The sequence below is a fragment of the Microcoleus sp. bin48.metabat.b7b8b9.023 genome (assembly GCF_013299185.1).
Taxonomy (GTDB): Bacteria; Cyanobacteriota; Cyanobacteriia; order Cyanobacteriales; family Microcoleaceae; genus Microcoleus.
The window spans coordinates 225,272-244,021 of sequence record NZ_JAAFKG010000004.1 but is presented as its reverse complement, the minus strand read 5'-3'; the positions used below and the strand labels follow the sequence as shown (position 1 = coordinate 244,021).

At 47.2% G+C, this 18,750-nt stretch carries 13 protein-coding genes; 7 read left to right on the top strand and 6 right to left on the bottom strand.

Annotated elements, in window-relative coordinates; translation table 11 throughout:
• Window positions 1-187: 187 nt before the first annotated feature.
• Complete coding sequence (locus tag QZW82_RS04460; protein ID WP_293145193.1) at window positions 188-322, bottom strand: S8 family serine peptidase; 135 nt, start codon at window positions 320-322, stop codon at window positions 188-190.
• A gap of 74 nt (window positions 323-396) precedes the next feature.
• A complete protein-coding gene (locus tag QZW82_RS04455) occupies window positions 397-1,293 on the bottom strand; it encodes an aspartoacylase (protein ID WP_293145160.1) in 897 nt (298 codons plus the stop codon).
• Between the two features lie 202 nt (window positions 1,294-1,495).
• Here QZW82_RS04455 and QZW82_RS04450 point away from each other — a divergent pair, with 202 nt between their 5' ends.
• The gene (locus QZW82_RS04450) at window positions 1,496-2,395 is read left to right on the top strand and encodes a LysR family transcriptional regulator (RefSeq protein WP_293145157.1); all 900 of its coding nucleotides are present in this window, start codon (window positions 1,496-1,498) and stop codon (window positions 2,393-2,395) included.
• A 77-nt stretch (window positions 2,396-2,472) separates the two neighbouring features.
• On the opposite strand, the gene QZW82_RS04445 is transcribed toward QZW82_RS04450, so the two are convergent.
• The 3 genes from QZW82_RS04445 to QZW82_RS04435 all read right to left on the bottom strand — a co-directional run bounded on the left by QZW82_RS04445 (window position 2,473) and on the right by QZW82_RS04435 (window position 9,600).
• The gene (locus QZW82_RS04445) at window positions 2,473-7,548 is read right to left on the bottom strand and encodes an Ig-like domain-containing protein (protein WP_293145154.1); all 5,076 of its coding nucleotides are present in this window, start codon (window positions 7,546-7,548) and stop codon (window positions 2,473-2,475) included.
• A 251-nt stretch (window positions 7,549-7,799) separates the two neighbouring features.
• Window positions 7,800-8,504 (bottom strand): response regulator transcription factor, encoded by a 705-nt coding sequence (locus QZW82_RS04440; protein WP_293145152.1) that lies wholly within the window; start codon window positions 8,502-8,504, stop codon window positions 7,800-7,802.
• Window positions 8,494-9,600 (bottom strand): HAMP domain-containing sensor histidine kinase, encoded by a 1,107-nt coding sequence (locus tag QZW82_RS04435; RefSeq protein WP_293145149.1) that lies wholly within the window; start codon window positions 9,598-9,600, stop codon window positions 8,494-8,496. The genes QZW82_RS04440 and QZW82_RS04435 overlap by 11 nt, the downstream gene beginning before the upstream one ends.
• 242 nt (window positions 9,601-9,842) lie before the next feature.
• Here QZW82_RS04435 and kdpA point away from each other — a divergent pair, with 242 nt between their 5' ends.
• The 6 genes from kdpA (at window position 9,843) to QZW82_RS04405 (ending at window position 17,882) form a co-directional block, all read left to right on the top strand.
• Window positions 9,843-11,693, top strand: a complete 1,851-nt coding sequence (gene kdpA, locus QZW82_RS04430) for a potassium-transporting ATPase subunit KdpA (protein WP_293145146.1) — start codon at window positions 9,843-9,845, stop codon at window positions 11,691-11,693.
• 75 nt (window positions 11,694-11,768) lie between these two features.
• Window positions 11,769-13,874, top strand: coding sequence for a potassium-transporting ATPase subunit KdpB (gene kdpB / locus QZW82_RS04425; RefSeq protein ID WP_293145143.1), 2,106 nt, complete (start codon window positions 11,769-11,771; stop codon window positions 13,872-13,874).
• A 150-nt stretch (window positions 13,875-14,024) separates the two neighbouring features.
• Window positions 14,025-14,294, top strand: coding sequence for a K(+)-transporting ATPase subunit F (gene kdpF, locus QZW82_RS04420; protein ID WP_293145140.1), 270 nt, complete (start codon window positions 14,025-14,027; stop codon window positions 14,292-14,294).
• A 167-nt stretch (window positions 14,295-14,461) separates the two neighbouring features.
• Window positions 14,462-15,088 carry a K(+)-transporting ATPase subunit C gene (gene kdpC / locus QZW82_RS04415; RefSeq protein WP_293145137.1) on the top strand — a complete coding sequence of 209 codons (627 nt, stop codon included), beginning with the start codon at window positions 14,462-14,464 and terminating at the stop codon, window positions 15,086-15,088.
• A 158-nt stretch (window positions 15,089-15,246) separates the two neighbouring features.
• The gene (locus QZW82_RS04410) at window positions 15,247-16,398 is read left to right on the top strand and encodes a universal stress protein (protein ID WP_293145134.1); all 1,152 of its coding nucleotides are present in this window, start codon (window positions 15,247-15,249) and stop codon (window positions 16,396-16,398) included.
• Between the two features lie 215 nt (window positions 16,399-16,613).
• Entirely contained in the window at window positions 16,614-17,882 is a 1,269-nt protein-coding gene (locus tag QZW82_RS04405; protein ID WP_366664967.1) for a sodium:proton antiporter, read from the top strand.
• Between the two features lie 174 nt (window positions 17,883-18,056).
• Here the strand turns inward: QZW82_RS04405 and QZW82_RS04400 are convergent, their stop codons facing one another.
• A complete protein-coding gene (locus QZW82_RS04400) occupies window positions 18,057-18,653 on the bottom strand; it encodes a ferric reductase-like transmembrane domain-containing protein (protein ID WP_293145131.1) in 597 nt (198 codons plus the stop codon).
• Window positions 18,654-18,750 lie beyond the last annotated feature (97 nt).

The following is an 18,750-nucleotide window of genomic DNA, read 5'->3' as shown; positions in this document are numbered from 1 at the left end:
CGTAAAGTAGCAACAATGCTTGGATTGGATCTAAGTGGAGTTGGTAGAGGTGATTTGTCAGCACCTATAAGACTTAAATTGTGGTCTTGTGAATCCCCTCGCCTTTAGGCATGGGGAGATGTCAAAAAACAGATTCGCGGGGTTGTAGGGCGATCGGCTAATGTTTCGGAATAGTTGCTTGTTGTTTCTAGACAGTTATCCCATTTGGGTTGGCTGTTGTTGTCAAAATGTACTCAACTTGAGCCGGAGTTAGAGTGGGATTGGCATTCAAAACTAAAGCCGCTACACCCGCTACGTGAGTCTCACTACAAACCTTTTTTATTTCCTGGGATGGATGGGGACTGAAGTCCGAACGATCAAACCTTTTTTATTGCTGGTAATTTGCGGGACAGGATTTTATGCAGTTTCAAGCTGAAGCTGTTGTTTTTTCGTCAAAAGCATCGCTATGTGCTTTTCGTAATAAGCCGCTTCGTTAATAAATACAGGGAAAACTGTAGATTCTCCTTGATAGGGGAGCAATTCTCCCGTAAATGTGAGAAACATCGGTTCACCGGGATGTAAGGGTTCGTAATCTTTAAACTGAAGTTGGGGATGGATAGTGGCTTGGATTTCACCTACAGCATTTCTCGGGTAGTCTACGGAAACGATCGCCTGATATGCAGTTAAATATGATGGTATAACTGGCGGATTGCCCAGATTTGTGGCATCGAGATAATCTACAATGGTGCGAACCAGCCTTTCGGTTTGCTCAAACAGATGGGCGTTGACGACTCCGTGGGCGATGGGCCCAACTTCTATCGTGCAACCGAAAGTTGATAGCGATCGCAACATTGGCGCATCCTCACCATCATCCTCTCGGAAAAAAACTCGAACTGAGGGATCTAGTTCGCTTAAATAGGCTAGTAGTTGCAAATTGAATGGATGTTTGCTAGACGGTAAAATTGTCAGCCCCATGTTCGCCGTTGTGCTGTGGATGTCGATAATAAAATCAGCTTTATTTTGGTCTTTCGGACATAGTTGTGCCCAGATTTCCTTAGCACGAGTGTCCTCGTAACCCGTCAAGTCTGGGTTAGCCAAATCTGCGCGGCCAAAGCAACGGTTCAAATCGCGATCGACATAACGCCGATTCAGCGCCACCGCTTTCGGGTTGGCTAATAAGGCAACTGTCTCAAAGGTCGATCGTTTCAGCAAGTCTGGGAATTGTTGAAACTTCTTAATCAGGTAAACTCCTGTTAACTCATTTCCGTGGGTTCCTCCGACAACTGCAACTCGTCGAATTACGTGCGACAACATAAATAATCCTCATTTTGTGATAATTAAAACCGTAATTAGTCGCCAAGTTTTCTAACTATTACTTCCAAGGTAAACAAGTTATTTCTATATGTCAAATACTTTTTTTAATATAAGAATATACTCAAAAAGTATGGCAGTATCTACTCAATAACCGCTATAGTAATTATTCATTTCCAAGTTTAAAGTTTAAAATCTAAAATCTATGGAACTTCGCCATCTCCGTTACTTCATTGCAGTGGCAGACGAACTGAGCTTTACCAATGCGGCAAAGCGATTGCACATTTCGCAACCGCCCCTAAGCAACCAAATTAAAGATTTGGAGACTGAATTGGGCGTGCAACTATTCGATCGCAAAAGTCACCCAATTGGGCTAACTCCAGCAGGACAGGCATTTTTAGAAGAATCTCGCGCAACTCTGGCACTGTTAGAACAAGCGGTACATAAAACCCAGCGCATTCATCAAGGTGAATTGGGTCACTTGACGGTGAGTTTTACGAGTTCGATCGCGAATGGCGTCTTTCCAGAGATGCTGCGAACGTTTCGACAGCGATATCCAGAGGTAAAACTGATTTTACAGGAAGAACATAGTGCTTTTCTAATTCAGAGATTGCGCGATCGCCAAACTGATATCATTTTTCTGTATCTCTACCACGAAATATCGGAAGACAATGATTTAGAAACGATGTCTATCACGCAAGAACCACTTGTCGCCGTCTTACCCAAAAATCATCCGCTTGCAGCCAAATCCCAAATTTCGCTTGCTGACGTAAAAAATGAAGAATTTGTCATGCCCCTGCATCAAGTTGTGGCGGGTTTGTCCGAACAAATTTACCATCTATGTTCCCAAGCAGGATTTGTGCCGAAAGTTGTTCAAACAGCCGTCTTTATGGTCACGATTTTGGGGTTAGTTGCAGGCGAAACTGGTATTAGCATTCTGCCATCTCACGTCCAGAATCTTCAACGCAAAGGAGTGGTGTATCGTCCGATTCTGGAACAAATGACAACCACTAACTTAACTGCGGTTTGGCGGCAGAATGATTCATCGACTATTTTGCAGCAATTTCTGGAGATTATTAAAAGCCTCTCAATTTATCTCTATTAGGTAATGAGATTCGTTCGTAGTGCGGACTTCAGTCCGCAGATTTTTGCGGACTGAAGTCCGCACTACGAACTATTTTGTTATCGCCCAAATAGGATAAAATCACTGCGATCGATCGCACTACCAGCCACTGCATTCACAGTAGCCAAGAGTTGACCGTTCCCAGAAATCGCGATCGCACCTGCATTGGGGCTTTGGGTAATAGTGAGTTGAGCAAAAGTTAAACCGCCCGCTAACACTAGCAAATCTTCACCTTTAGTGAAATCAGCAATGACATCGCTGCCTTCACCTGCGGTTAAAATAAAGCGATCGCCGCCAACGCCACCACTGAGAACATCGTTACCTAAACCCCCAGTCAAAGTATCATCCCCATCCGCAGCGCAAATGCTGTCGCTACCCCGATCGCCCAGCAGCAGATCGTTGCCCGTACCCCCCACCAGAACATCATCGCCCTTACCGCCGTTCAGCGTATCGTTGCCCTCTCCACCGCCCAGAGTATCCGCAGCATCTCCTCCATTCAAGAAGTCGTTGCCAGCACCGCCAAACAACAAATCGCGTCCGTTCGAGTCAGGGCTAGACGGGTCAAAACTGCCTCCAAACAAGCAATCGTTACCCTCAGCCCCCACCAGAGTGTCATTCCCCTTGTCACCCCAAATCAAGTCATCGTCTTTGCCACCGATCGCCACATCATCGCCTTTACCACCGAAAATGAGATCGTCGCCGGCACTTCCGTTGAGGTAATCATTACCTCTGCCGCCAAATAGCAAGTCTTTGTCTGCATTCGGGCCGAGAGGGATATTGCTGGGCTGCCCACCATAAATATTGTCGTTACCGCTTCCGCCCAGCAGAATGTCGTTCCCGTTGAAACCGTTGATAGCGTCGTTGAGATTGCTACCGATGAGGAAATCGTTGCCGTCAGTGCCGTTGAAAGTGCGATCGACTGAATTCGGCCCGGGAATTGAATCGATCGCAGGCAAGGTAATTTCGTCGCAAATGCGATCGCGATCGGCTGGAGTCTGTAGGGGCGGTGCCCCCGTGCCCGCCCCCGCCGGAGTCGGAGTCGGAGTCGGAGTTGGAGTTGGAGTTGGAGTTGGAGTCGGAGTCGGAGTCGGAGTCGGAGTCGGAGTTGGATTTGGAGTCGGAGTTGGAGTTGGATTTGGAGTTGGAGTTGGATTTGGATTTGGAGTTGGAGTTGGAGTTGGATTTGGAGTCGGAGTTGGAGTTGGATTTGGAGTCGGAGTTGGAGTTGGATTTGGAGTTGGAGTTGGATTTGGATTTGGAGTCGGAGTCGGAGTCGGAGTTGTTACCGGAGTCGGAGTTGGATTTGGCGTCGGATTTGGAGTCGGAGTCGGAGTCGGAGTTGTTACCGGAGTCGGAGTTGGATTTGGCGTCGGATTTGGATTTGGAGTTGGATTTGGAGTTGGAGTCGGATTTGGAGTTGGAGTCGGATTTGGCGTCGGATTTGGCGTCGGATTTGGATTTGGAGTCGGATTTGGATTTGGAGTCGGATTTGGAGTTGGAGTCGGATTTGGAGTCGGAGTTGGAGTTGGAGTTGGAGTCGGATTTGGAGTTGGAGTTGGAGTTGGAGTTGTTACAGGAGTCGGAGTTGGAGTTGGATTTGGAGTCGGAGTTGTTACCGGAGTCGGATTTGGAGTTGGAGTTGGAGTTGGAGTTGGAGTCGGAGTTGGAGAGTTATTTACAACAACGCTTGCTGTGACGATCGCAGAATCAGCTTTGCCGTCATTAGCTTTGTAGGTAAAAGAGTCTGCCCCTGCAAAACCAGCATTCGGAGTGTAACTGAAGGAACCGTCTTTGCTGAGGGCGATCGCACCTTTAGTCGGCCCCGCCACCAAAATCGCAGTTAGCGGATCGTTTTCCGGGTCTGTATCGTTAATTAAGACTCCCAACCCTGCCACATTGAGAGGGGTATTAAAAGGAGTTGTATAGTTGTCAGCAATCGCGACAGGCGGGTTATTGTTAACGTTTACAGTCACGGTAGCTGGTGGAGAGCTAACTATGCCGTCGCTGACTGTGTAGGTAAATGTGTCTGTCCCAGAAAAGCCTGCCTTAGGAGTATAGGTGAAAGAACCGTCTTTGCTGAGGACGATCGCACCTTTCGTCGGATTTGCACTCAATGCAGCAGTCAACACATCCGAGTCCGCGTCGGAGTCATTGGCTAAAACTCCCGGCGCTATTTGGCTGATAGCTTTTCCCGCACTGGTGCTGTAGGTATCGGGTTGTGCGATCGGCAAACTGTTAGTAACGTTGATATTCACCGTGGCGGGGACAGTTGCAGCGCCATCGCTAGCGCTATAAATGAAAGTATCAACTCCGACAAATCCGGGGTTGGGAGTGTAAATGAAGTCACCCTTGGGATTGAGTACGAGTTTACCTTTAGTCGGTTGTGTGACAACAGCAGCAGTCAATGTCTCTAAAGGATCGACGGGGTCGAAGTCATTGAATAAAACGGATGGAAATCCGGTCAATACTCGATCGTGCCTGACGATGTAGGTGTCGGGAATAGCGATCGGCGGACTGTTCGTAACATCAATACTCACCGTACTGGGGACAGTCGCAGCCCCATCGCTAACGCTGTAAGTGAAAGTATCAATTCCAACAAAGCCAGGGTTAGGAGTGTAAGTGAAGTCACCCTTGGGATTGAGTACGAGTTTACCTTTAGTCGGTTGTGTGACAACAGCAGCAGTCAACGTGTCGAAAATGTCGATGTCGAAGTCATTGAATAAGACGGATGGAAACCCAGTCAACACGCGATCGTGCAAGACTTTGTAGGTGTCGGGATTTGCTGTTGGCGGATTGTTGGTGATATCAATCTGAAATGTCTGGCTTGCCGAAGTATCAATGCCGCCGTTAGCTGTACCGCCGTTGTCTTTGAGGTTGATAGTGATATTAGCCTTGCCAGTTGCACTTGTGGCGGGGGTAAAAGTCAGTTGTCCGAAAAAGCCGATCGCCGGTGGTACGCTAAACAAACCGGGATTGTCATTTCCCACTACTTGAAAGTTGACGGTTTGTGTTGACTCGTTGGCCGGCCCTGGAGAAATCGCCGTCGCCCATGCAGGAACAGTTTGCGGGCCGGCACTGTGATTGACGGTGCGATCGGGCCCTTTGACAAACGACGGTGCATCGTTGACAGGATTAACAGTAATTGTTGCAGTCTCGCTGGCCGTACTGAAAGCTGCTAAACCCCCAATACTGCTAGCAGTTGAAATATCAGCCGTCCCCCCATTCGTGAGGGTAGTACCGCTAGAGTTAGTCGTCGTTCCATCCCACGATTGATAGGTGATATTAGCACTACCGTTGTAGTCATTATTGGGAAGAAAGCGGATGCTGGCATTGCCTGCTAGCAGTCTCGCTGCTGCTGTTGACGGTGTACCGAATGCCGTCCAAGTCGCACCGCTATCAATAGAATATTGCCAACTGCCGTTAGTATTGTCTGTCGCCGTCACAGCTATTCCTTGAATATCGGCGATGTCGGGATCTGTAACAGCACCTGCAATTAAAGCAGAAACTAAGCTGCCGGTGTTGCTGGCAGAAGGTACATCTTCGTTAATTGCTGTTAGTACCGGCGTTCCGCTGTTGTTGAGTACGGGTGCGTTGTTGGCTGCAAACGCTGCGAATCTGGTGGGAAGGGCAAAATTGTTGTCGCTGACAAGAATTAGCGTTCGTTTCCCAGTTGCTGTTTGAGGAGGCCCAAATGTCATCCCTTCAAAATTGTCAACCAGTGCCGGAGTGCCTGTACTGAGGAAATAAGCAGAAGTGGCGATCGGAGTTTTCGATACTGGTGTAATGCTAGCAACACCAGAAGCAATCAAACCGGTATTGTTTTGAATATCTGTCGCACCGTTTAAAGAAATTTGATAAAGCTTCAAATCCCCTGACGGCGGTGTTGTCGATAAGTCGAGAAAACGTTCGAGAACCAGCAGCGTATTATCATCAACGGCCAGCATTTCTGAAATGCCGTTGCGCGGATCGGTATTGTAAAGAAATTCTCCGTTTGCGGTGTTTGTACCTAAGTTATATCTGACAATTCGCGATCGCGCGCCAGCCGTTATATCTGAAGCAGGGCCGTCTTGTTCGAGAGCATTTTCTGTTGCTGTAAATAGAAAACTTTGACTGGGAGTAATCGTCAGACTTTCAAAACCTTGATTGTTGCGGATGCCGCTGTTAGGATCTGCTGATACGTCGTATTTGGGAGAAGCAATAGGCAGCGCGAAATTTTGAACTCCTGTGGCAATGGCGAAACTATTAATAAAAGGCTGGATATTTGTCGAGAAATTGCCTTCAGAAGAAACGAAGACATTGCTGCCGATTAAGGCAATGCCCTCTGTATCCGATGTATCTGCGGCAAAGGGAGGCGGATTGCCAATCTGTGTCACCCCTGTAAAAGCAACTCCTCCTACTGGTGTCAAGATACCCGAACTCACATTAGGTATAGTGAGGGTGTAAAAGCGAGACGGGTCGGGACTGCCACCAGGAATATTGCGGCCGTCGGAGATAGCGTAGTAAGTGTTGTTGCCCGCGTAGGTGACGCCCGACAGTCCACCTACCTGGGTTGTTGGTGTTCCAAAAGTTGTACTTGCCGGAAATCCTGCTTGTCCCAAAAATTGCAAACCAAACACAAATTGGTAAGCGGCCATTGTCGCTTGGTCGATCGCCAACTCCGACTCCACCCACCCAGTTGTATAATCTAATTCCCAGTCTCCGCCCTTAGCTGCGCTTCCCACAGGCGTGCTGGAAGCAGCAATTTTTGCCTTTGTTAGCTGACTGATTTGCCGCACGAAGTTAGCGCCCGCATCATCCGCCGCCACATCGCACCCGTACAGCAAAATCTCTGCACTCTCTGTCAGGGCGATCGACCATTGCTGCAATTTTTGACCATAAAAGTTTAAATTTGTCAAATTGAGGTCGATCGCGCCTAGCTGCAAACTAGCCGATCGACCGTGGGAGATAATATGAATGGTGTTAATATTGCGGCGACTCCCCAGCACTTCCGTAATTTGTGCTACTCCATCCCGCGCTGCATCAAGGATAATTACTTCTATTCCCGCTGCGATACCGTTGCAAAGATTTTGGATATCGGGGAGGGCAGAGTCGAAAAAGGCGATCGAACCTATAACAGAATTGATAAAATTTGGCACAAAACACCTCTGGTTAGATGACCTTACGGAAATTAATATGTATGAAATTTAGCAAATTTTAATATTAAATGTCATCAGTAAAATTAACTAGCAATAGGGTTTGTAGTGAGGACTTCAGTCCTTTCTTTGATGCGGACTTGCATTCCTCACGATCAAACCTGTACTTCAGTCCTTTCTTTGATGCGGACTTGCATTCCTCACGATCAAACCTGTACTTCAGTCCTTTCTTTGATGCGGACTTGCATTCCTCACTACAAACCTGTTGAAGGTTCGATCGCCAAAAGTTCCTCTGCTACCAATCCTTTCTGAATAGCGAGCACTGCTGCTTGAGTGCGATCGCGCACTTCTAACTTTTGCAAAATCGCGTGGACGTGCACCCGCACAGTCCCCGGAGCGATGTACAATATTTGTGCAATCTCCTGATTGCTTTTCCCGCCCGCAACTAAGGCTAATATTTCCTGTTCCCTCGGAGTCAGCGGATTGTCTAAAACTTCCCATTTACTCGCGCTTTTGACAGGTTCGGGATTGCTAAAAACCGCCCGAATTTCCGCAGTTGCAGCTTTGTCCCACCAAGAAGCACCCGCCGCTACCGATCGAATTGCCAAAACCAAAGTTTCTGCGGCAATTCCCTTGAGACAATATCCTTGGGCTCCCGCAGCAATCAACCTTTCAATTAAGGTTTTTTGGGCGTGAGATGTTAAAATCAAAACTGGAATTTCTGGATGTCTCTGTTTAATTTGGCGACAGGCTTCAATGCCACCAATTCCCGGCAAACCGACATCGAGAACCACCACATCCGGCAAGTGTTCCTGAGTCAATTCTACCGCCGTTTCTCCATCTTCTGCCTCGGCAATTACTTGCAAGGAACTTTCTTGCTGCAATCTGGTTTGCAGTCCCAACCGAAACAGTTCGTCATCTTCAACTAAGAGAATTCGCAAGGGAAAATTAGGTTTCATTCGCAGAGATAGCTGGTAGTCGGAATCCAAACAAAGCGCCTAAAGGTAATTTGTTTTCTGCCCAAATTATACCGCCGTGGGCGTCAATAATTTGGCGAGATAAGTATAACCCCAATCCCGATCCTTTGGCTTGCCGATCGCCATTTCCTTGATAAAAACGCTCGAACAAGTGGGGCAGCTCATCGCTAGTAATTCCCAACCCGCTATCGATAACTTTCACCACCTGAGCGGTTGCGTAAGATTCCATAACTATTTCTACTTTACCACCTCGGGGAGAATGGTTGATCGCGTTTGTTAGCAAATTAACAAAAACGCGCTGGAGTTGCACTTCATCGCCGTTTACCCACAAAGAACGGCGAAAGTCAGACTGTCCGTAACTTATACTAATATAAACTCGGCGCGCTGCCGATAAATGGATGAGTGTGGCAATTACTTCTTCTGCTAAAGCTGCTAAATTTACGGGCGCAAGTTGCAGTTTTAAACCTTCGGCATCGTTGCGGTAAACATCGAGCAGCGTTTCTACTAATTGTAGTGACATTTTTTGCGATCGCGCCATTGTTTCGAGAACTTTTTGCTGGCTGGTAGTGACTTCCCCAAAGTTTGCTCCCTGAAAAGCTTTGATTGTTTCAATTGCACCCAACATCGGCGTTTTCAAGTCGTGACTCAAAGTAGAGACAAAATCCTCTCGGATGCTGGCTAGCTGCTGCTGGGACTGCAACTGCGCTTTGGCGATCGCGATCGCTTCTTGATACTGCTGGGTGCGATCGCTCAAATATCCCGTGACTCCCAAGGCCATAACTGCGATCGCCCTATTTGCTACAGTTGCTAGGGCGATCGTTTCTCCGTAAGGAACAAACAAGTTCAACAGCGTCAATGCTGCTGCTAACAGCGTAATTTGCAACTTTCCCAACCGACTCAGCCGCGAATTTGCCAGTAAAATCGGCCCCGTGTACAAGTATCCAAACAGATACTGCGACGGCGTAGCAAATTCGAGTGCTGCGACAATCGCGAATAAAAAGGCGATCGACCACCTTCCGCGCAAATACTTTTCTTGAACCCCCAGAATTTTGGGAATTTTCAATAAGCTTTCAAACATCTCTAATTAATCCATTTTAAGCTTATAAAATGTCAGCTACATTTTCGCGCAAAAAATAGCGTTTATACAGCATCTATACCTGCAAGTATAGGTTTGAGACCTTGGCTAAACATTCGCCTATCAGTATAAGTATAAGTAAGAAAAACCGCATTAATAAACAGTAACTTATACCTTAAGACAGATTATCAACAACCCCCAACCTGAGTAAAGTAATCACTAAACGAGTAATTTTTAACTCAGTTATGTTACAAGGCTTAATTCAAATTGCATTAACCCTAATCATTTTAATCGCGATCGCGCCCGTCTTCGGCAACTACATGGCGCGGGTGTACATGGGAGAACGAACCATTCTCGACCCCGCGATCAAACCAGTCGAACAACTCATCTATAAAGCCAGCAATATCAGGTCTGTAGATTCAATGACAGGCTGGCAGTATGCGCGATCGCTATTATACAGCAATGCAGCAATGGGCATATTTGTATTCTTACTTTTCATGCTTCAGGGACTGCTGCCTTTAAATCCCACCAGCCTCAGCGCACCCGCCTGGGATACTGCACTGCATACAACTATTTCATTCCTCACAAATACCGACCAACAGCATTACTCCGGCGAAACAACATTCAGTTATTTATCCCAGTTAACTCTGGGTTTTTTAATGTTCACCTCAGCAGCTACGGGTTTAGCAGTAGGGATTGCCTTTATTCGGGGACTGACTGGTCGCCCGCTGGGCAACTTTTATATCGATTTAATTCAATCAATCACGCGGATTCTGCTGCCACTTTCTTTGATAATTGGCTTGTTTTTGCTAATTTCTGGAGTGCCGGAAACCCTCGCAGGCCCAGCAGTTGCCCGTACCTTAGAAGGCGGTACCCAAGTAATTGCTCGCGGCCCAGTCGCTCACTTTGAAAGCATCAAACAACTGGGAGAAAACGGCGGCGGTTTCTTTGCCATTAACTCGGCTCACCCTTTTGAAAATCCCAACCCTTTTACCAACCTGCTGGAAACACTAGCAATGGTTTCTATACCAGCAGCACTCATTCACACCTACGGCAGATTTGCTAACAACAAAAAGCAGGGATGGCTGATTTTTTGGATGGTGTTTGCCATTTATGTAATTTTGATCGGCATAGCAGCAGTTGGCGAATATCAAGGCAATCCCCAAATTAATAGTTTGCTCGGTTCCGTACAACCCAACTTAGAAGGGAAAGAAGTTAGATTCGGTTGGGCGGAAACTGTACTTTGGGCTGTCACTACGACTGGGACAATGTGCGGGGCTGTCAACGGAATGCACGATTCTTTAATGCCTGCCGGCGGTTTTGCTACTTTGTTTAACTTGTTTCTCCAAATTGTTTGGGGCGGACAGGGAACCGGAACGGCTTACTTATTTATCTACTTGATTTTGAGCGTGTTTCTCACCGGATTGATGGTGGGGAGAACGCCGGAATTTTTGGGACGAAAAATTGAAAAGCGGGAAATTGTTTTAGCTAGCGTTGTTTTGTTAATTCACCCGATCGCAGTTTTAATCCCCGGCGCCATTACCCTCGCCTTTCCCGACAGCTTGAGCGGCATCAGCAACCCAGGATTTCACGGCATTTCGCAGGTGATGTACGAATACGCCTCAGCGGCGGCTAACAACGGTTCTGGTTTTGAAGGATTGGGCGATTCTCAACCCGCGCCGACAGGACTTTGGTGGAATTTAAGCACTTGTTTTAGCTTGTTGATGGGGCGCTACGTTCCAATTGTGGCGCTGCTGCTGTTAGCTGACAGCATGACAAACAAACAACTCGTTCCCGAAACGACGGGTACTCTCAGAACAGATTCCATTTTGTTCACCAGCGTCACCGCAGGAGTAATCATCATTCTCGGCGCGCTAACATTTTTCCCAGTATTAGCTTTAGGGCCGATCGCAGAAGGATTTGAAATTAGCAGGGCTAAGTTGGAACAGGTACCGGTAACTGCACCTTTACCTACTGCACCTTTACCTTTAGCAACGCCTTCGCCTTTAGCAACGCCTTCGCCTTTAGCAACGCCTTCGCCTGAAGTAACAACAACACCTTCGCCTTTAGAAACACCAACGCCTCCACCTCAGTAGCGAGAAATTGTCAACCTCACTATTCTCTTTCTCTGCGTTCTCTGCGTCCTCTGCGGTTCATTAAAATTCCAAATTATGGCTTCTTCCAATACCCCGGACTCTCAAAAAACTCCCCGCTCAAGAGGCTCTCGCGAGTCTCGCAAACACACCCCAAAAGCAAATAATAAAGGGCTTTATCAAAGAGCTTTTAAAGAAGCTTTTGTCAAACTTGACCCGCGCGTGATGCTAAAAAATCCCGTGATGTTTGTGGTGTGGGTTGGCACAATTGTCACTGCACTTTTGACCGTCGACCCCACGCTGTTCGGCCCGGTTCCCGGCAAAAATCAGGTAGTTTTCAACGGTTTAGTCACGTTTATTTTGTTCTTCACCTTAGTATTTGCTAATTTTGCAGAGGCGGTAGCGGAAGGCCGCGGGAAAGCGCAAGCGGATGCACTGCGATCGACAAAAGCAGATACCACAGCCCGCAAACTCTTACCAGACGGTTCAATCCAAGAAGTTAGTTCGACATCTCTCCGACGCGGCGATCAAATTAAAGTGATCGCAGGCGATGTCATTCCTGCCGACGGTGAAGTGATCGCAGGTGTCGCATCCGTAGACGAATCTGCGATTACTGGGGAATCGGCGCCGGTACTGAAAGAACCGGGCTCCGACATCGCCAGCTCCGTCACCGGCGGTACGCGCATCCTTTCAGACGAGTTGACGCTGCGGGTGATGGCCGACCCCGGTAAGGGGTTTTTGGACAGGATGATCGCGCTGGTGGAGGGCGCTGAACGCTCGAAAACGCCGAACGAGATCGCGCTGACGGTGCTGCTGGCGGTGCTGACTCTGGTGTTTTTGATTGTGGTATCGACGATTCCGCCCGTGGGCAATTATGTCAAAACTCCTGTGGGTGTGGTGACGCTGATTTCGCTGTTGGTGGCGCTGATTCCGACAACGATCGGCGGTTTGTTAAGTGCGATCGGCATTGCGGGGATGGATCGCGTCGCTCAATTTAACGTGATAGCGACCTCCGGGCGGGCTGTGGAGGCTTGCGGCGACGTGAATACGCTGATTTTGGACAAAACCGGGACGATCACGCTGGGCAACCGTTTAGCCGAGGAATTCATTCCGGTAAACGGTCATTCGCTGCAAGAAGTCGCGCAGGTAGCACTGACTGCGAGCGTTTTTGACGATACGCCAGAGGGAAAGTCGATCGTCCGTTTGGCTCAAAATCTGGGCGCAGCCGTGGATTTCGATCGCACTAACTCCCGAGGATCTGAAGGCATTGATTTTTCTGCAAAAACCCGGATGTCGGGCACTGATTTGGCGGATGGTACCGAAGCGCGCAAGGGCGCGGTGGATGCGGTGAAGGGTTTTGTGCGATCGCGCGGCGGTAATTTCGGCCCGGATCTCGATGAAGCTTACGAGCGAGTTTCCCGGCTTGGAGGCACACCGTTAGGCGTTTGTAAAGGTAACGACACCTACGGAATTATCTATTTGAAAGATGTGATTAAACCCGGAATTCGCGATCGGTTTGACCAACTGCGAAAAATGGGAATTCGCACCATCATGCTCACCGGAGATAACAGAATTACAGCATCAGTAATTGCCGACGAAGCCGGAGTTGACGACTTCATCGCCGAAGCAACTCCCGAAGACAAAATCGAAGTAATTCGCAAGCAACAAGCCGAGGGCAAATTAGTAGCAATGACGGGAGACGGAACCAACGACGCACCCGCCCTAGCCCAAGCAAACGTAGGTTTGGCGATGAATTCTGGAACCCAAGCAGCCAAGGAAGCTGCGAACATGGTGGACTTAGATTCTGACCCCACAAAACTAATTGATTTAGTGACAATTGGCAAACAGTTGCTAATTACTCGCGGCGCACTGACTACGTTTTCCCTAGCCAACGATATCGCCAAATATTTTGCAATTATTCCCGCAATGTTTGCCCCCGTCGGCGCATTAAACGTGATGGGTTTAGCCAGCGGTCAATCTGCGGTTTTGTCCGCATTAGTTTACAATGCTTTGATTATTCCCGCTTTGATTCCCCTGGCACTAACTGGGGTTAAATTTCGACCACTAAGTGCCAATCAACTGTTGCAGCGGAACATTTTAATTTACGGATTGGGCGGAGCAGTTGCGCCGTTTATCGCCATCAAAATTATTGATTTTTTCATTGCTGCGATCGGGTTAGCATAAAGAAGGAAGAAGGAAGAAGGAAGAAGGAAGAAGGAAGAAAATGCGTTACCAGGCTCTGGCGGGGAATGCAGATTCAGAGGCTATGCCTCGTTTTTCCCACAAAAAATCTAATAGAAAGAGAGATATTTAGTTACCAAGCAAGGAGAATTTATGAAACGAAACGATTTGCTGAACGATGTTTTGCCGAGGGATTTTCAAGAAACCGTTGAGTTAGGACAAATGCTGTGGCAGCGCCACCCAATCCCGGTGCAGTTATTTCTAGTAATGTGCTTTAACTTAATAATTGCCCCGGCTGTTTATGCGGCTGCGGATGAAGGTTTGACTAAAAAAGCTGCCTGGGGTTTAAGTCTTTTGGGTTTAGTAATTATCGGGCTAGCAGTTTATTTGTTTGTCGTGATTTTTCAGCCAGAAAGATTTTAGGCAAATATTTGCATTGTCAGTCTTAGAAACCGGGTTTTTTACCGAATCTAGTGGCTAAACCAAATATTTTCGCAAAAACCCGGTTTCTCCATCTCGTGCGCTTCCCTCTTCCCTCTTCCCTCTTCCCTCTTCCTTCTTCCTTCTTCCTTCATTCATTGAGGTCATTTATGAGAGAATTAATCAGAGCTATTCGTGTTACTTTAGTTTTGTGGGGAATCACAGCGATTATTTATCCATTAATACTGCTAGCAATCGGTCAACTTGCTTTCAACTCCCAGGCAAACGGCAGTTTAATTACCAACCAAGGAGTGGTAGTCGGTTCCTCATTAATCGGTCAGTCTTTCGGCTCGGATAAATATTTTTGGGGTCGCCCCAGCACCACAAATTACAGCAGCTTTGTGCCAATAGATTACGACCCCACAAAGGCAGAAAACTTAAGTCAGAGAACGGGCGTTTCCGGAGCGAGCAACCTGGCTCCCAGCAACTCCGATCTGCTGAAGCGAGGTAATGAAAAAGATGGTTTTCAGGGCGTGGAAGTTGAGTTGGCTCGCCTAAATTTATCTGGTATCAAACCGACAGCAGATTTAGTCTATACTTCCGGTTCTAGCCTTGACCCGCACATTAGCGTAGAATCAGCTAGGGCGCAAATTGAACGGGTAGCAAAAGTGCGATCGCTCAATCTCAATCAAGTAGAAATGTTGGTAGCCAAAAATACAGACAGCAGATTTCTCGGCATTTTTGGCGAACCGGGAGTTAACGTCCTCAAACTAAATTTGGCTCTCGACCGTTTATAATACTCAGTGGTCAGTAGTCAGTAGTCAGTATTCAGTTGTTATTAGTCATTGGTTATTGGTTATTGGTCAACTGTCAACTGTCAACTGTCAACTGATTAACGCTGTCAACTGTCAACTGTCAACTGTCAACTGATTAACGCTGTCAACTGCCAACTGCTATGATTCACTCTAGCGAACTCAGCAACCATTCCGACCCTATTTACGCCCAACCGAATCGCGCTTACGATCGCCCTCACCGCCGGGGAAAGCACAAAATCTTTATCGGAATGGCCCCCGGTGTCGGCAAAACTTTCCGAATGCTGGAAGAAGGGCACAGACTCAAATCTGAAGGTATTGATGTCGCCGTTGGACTGTTAGAAACCCACGGGCGGAAAGAAACCGCAGCCAAAGGCGAGGGACTGGAAATAATCCCGCGAAAACAAATGTTGCGCGGCGAAAAAATGCTGACCGAAATGGATACCGAGGCAGTGATAGCACGCCGCCCTCAACTAGCATTGGTAGACGAACTGGCTCATACAAATATTCCCGGTTCTCTGCGAGAAAAGCGATATCAAGATGTCGAAGAAATTCTCAATGCTGGAATTGATGTTTTCTCCACCGTCAACATTCAGCACATAGAAAGTCTCAACGATTTAGTCGCTCGAATTACCGGAGTTGTAGTGCGAGAGCGAGTGCCCGATCGCATTCTCGAAAAAGCTGACGAAATAGTCGTGGTCGATGTTACTCCAGAAACCTTAGAAGAAAGGTTGCTAGAAGGCAAAATTTATGCACCCGAAAAAATTCAACAATCATTAGAAAACTTTTTCCAACGCCGTCATTTAATTGCTTTGCGAGAACTTGCACTGCGAGAAGTAGCAGACAACGTTGAAGATGACGCAGAAACTTTAAAAGGTCAAGTTTGCAACATTCACGAACGAGTTTTAGTCTGCATCTCCACTTATCCCAATTCCTTGCAACTGCTGCGGCGGGGTGCGAGGCTTGCCAATTACATGAATGCCCCATTTTATGCTTTGTTTGTAGACGATCCAGATCGATTTTTAACAAAATCCGAAAGCTTGCACGTTGAAACTTGCCAGAAGCTTTGCCAAGAATTTAACGGCCAATTTTTGCGGGTGCAAAGTCAGAATATTGCACAAGCAATTTCTGAGGTAGCTAAACACTATCGGATCACTCAAATTGTGATCGGCGAAAGCCAGCAATCACGATGGAAATTGCTGTTTCGGGGTTCCTTGACTCAACAGTTAGTACGATCGCTCAAACACGTAGATTTGCACATCATCGCTACCGAAAAAAATGGGGTTCCTAATTAGTCAGTTGACAGTTGACAGTTGACAGTTGATAGTTGACAGTTGTATAAGTAAGTCCACCTAATTAAACGTAAACGTAAAATACGGATCGCTCTCCAGCTTGCTGTGTATATCTTCTTTCTTCTTCCTTCTTCTACTTAACAACTGCAACTTTCGGAGGATAGCAGGCTCTAGCTTTCGGCCGATGTGCCAGAAGCTTTAATCTGTCAAGATCGCACTTGTCACGCCTGATTAAAAGTGCGATCGCTATGGTAGATCATTACATTCTCAACTTGCTAGTAATTGGCATCCTCCTGCTAACCGTCACCTTGGGCTCCGGATGGATTTCGCGATTGCCGGTATCTTATGCCTTAATTTATCTAATTGTCGGTATCGGATTGGGGCCCTACGGCCTCAAGCTGGTTGAATTGCGCCCCGAAGCTCAATTTTTAGAAAGACTCACAGAATTTGTAGTTATTGTTTCTCTGTTTAGTTGCGGCTTAAAAATGAATCGCCCGCTGCAACCTTGGGCTTGGAATTCCACAGCGCGGCTGCTCGGTTTTTTAATGCCAATTTCGATTTTAGCTGTTGCTGCGATCGCTCATTGGTTTATCAAATTAGATTGGGGGCCCGCGATTTTATTGGGAGCAATTCTCGCACCGACAGATCCAGTTTTAGCCTCAGAAGTTCAGTTAGCGGATATAGACGATCGCGATGAATTGCGTTTTGGCTTAACATCGGAAGGCGGTTTGAACGATGCTTTAGCTTTTCCCTTTGTTTATTTCGGTATTTATGCGCTAAAAGATAACAACTGGCCGAACTGGTTTTCGCAGTGGGTAGCAGTTGACTTACTCTGGGCGGGCGCCTCAGGTATCGTGATGGGCATTTTAGTAGCCAAAGCCGTCACTTGGATCGATCGCCGATTGCAACGCTACAGGCCCGCCGATGAACTAATGGAAGATTTCATCGCCCTCAGCACAATTCTGCTCACATATTCCCTGACAGAAGTAGTCAACGGCTACGGATTCCTCGCAGTTTTTGTAGCAGGAATTGTAGTGCAGCGCAGTTACCGCGACCCAGAAAAACCGCTTTCCCAACTGCACTTTACCGAGCGCATTGAAAAGTTAATGGAAGTAGGAACAATTTTAATATTGGGTTCCATGTTGCGCCTAGAAGCTCTCGTTGCACATGGAAGCTACGCCCTTTTAATAGCTGGATTGTTAATCTTTTTGATTCGGCCTGTGGGAGCTTGGATCAGTACGATCGGGAGTCGCTTGCATCCCGCCAGCCGCTGGCTCTGCGGTTGGTTCGGCATTCGCGGCGTCGGTTCAATCTATTATCTTACCTATGCTTTCGGTCACGGCTTGAAAGGCGAAATCGGCGAGAAAATTGCCTGGATTACTTTTACTACGATCGTAATTTCTGTGATTGTGCACGGCATTAGCGCCACCCCGTTAATGAACTGGTACGAGCGCCGAATTAAACCTAAAGTCCCCGACTTAATTTAATTCACAGGACTAACACACAAAGCAGATAAAATAGGTTCGTAGTGAGGACTTCAGTCCTCAGGAATCAGGACTAAAGTCCTCACTACAAACCAGCAATAGGTTCGTAGTGAGGACTTCAGTCCTCAGAAATCAGGACTAAAGTCCTCACTACGAACCAGTTTTATTAGTCAAGTCCTAACCAACTAATTTTCTCTGTATTCTCGGAGAAACTAAGCGGAGCATCATTGCTGCAACTAGCAACCCTGTCAAAGGTAAATATACGATCGCCGATTTGAAAATCTTGATCCCAAATTCAAAGGTAAAAGCCAGCCAGAAATAGTGCATTCCAGCATTGTGCAGAATCTTCCAGGCCCGTTGACCGATCCATTTTGCCGATCGCTCAAAAGATGTTACAGTCATTGCAAACAGGAACACATAGCCCAAGATCCCCAGAGGGTCAAACCCGGGCGACGCGCCATTCGTTGCCCACCACAAACCACTCCAGGCGATCGCGTGATACGTATGCGACACAGCCATCGACAAGCCGAAATAGCGGCGATTTTTTAACAGCCACTGTGTAAATATATTTGGCCACAGCCTGCGAAGTGACGAAGCCACAAAAGCACATAGAAATAAGATACACGAAGTACGAGCAGTTGCTCGAATCGCCAACCGCATCGCTGTCTCATCAACACCGTAAATCAGCCAAATCACAGCAAGCATAATCCCAATTGTCAGCGCAGACAAACCAACAATACTCCATCTTTCAACAGCAAATTTACGATCTTTCATCCGTGGTGAATCCTTACAATAAATTCTCAGATCCTGTCCAATCGAACACCATGAAAAAATAGGTTCGTAGTGAGGACTTTAGTCCGCATCCAAGAAA

Coding starts and splice junctions, on each gene's coding strand:
- kdpB (WP_293145143.1), top strand. CDS start 11,769: ATGGCTTCTTCCAATACCCCGGACTCTCAAAAAACTCCCCGCTCAAGA.
- QZW82_RS04455 (WP_293145160.1), bottom strand. CDS start 1,293: ATGTTGTCGCACGTAATTCGACGAGTTGCAGTTGTCGGAGGAACCCAC.
- kdpA (WP_293145146.1), top strand. CDS start 9,843: ATGTTACAAGGCTTAATTCAAATTGCATTAACCCTAATCATTTTAATC.
- QZW82_RS04450 (WP_293145157.1), top strand. CDS start 1,496: ATGGAACTTCGCCATCTCCGTTACTTCATTGCAGTGGCAGACGAACTG.
- QZW82_RS04435 (WP_293145149.1), bottom strand. CDS start 9,600: ATGTTTGAAAGCTTATTGAAAATTCCCAAAATTCTGGGGGTTCAAGAA.
- kdpF (WP_293145140.1), top strand. CDS start 14,025: ATGAAACGAAACGATTTGCTGAACGATGTTTTGCCGAGGGATTTTCAA.
- QZW82_RS04440 (WP_293145152.1), bottom strand. CDS start 8,504: ATGAAACCTAATTTTCCCTTGCGAATTCTCTTAGTTGAAGATGACGAA.
- kdpC (WP_293145137.1), top strand. CDS start 14,462: ATGAGAGAATTAATCAGAGCTATTCGTGTTACTTTAGTTTTGTGGGGA.
- QZW82_RS04400 (WP_293145131.1), bottom strand. CDS start 18,653: ATGAAAGATCGTAAATTTGCTGTTGAAAGATGGAGTATTGTTGGTTTG.
- QZW82_RS04410 (WP_293145134.1), top strand. CDS start 15,247: ATGATTCACTCTAGCGAACTCAGCAACCATTCCGACCCTATTTACGCC.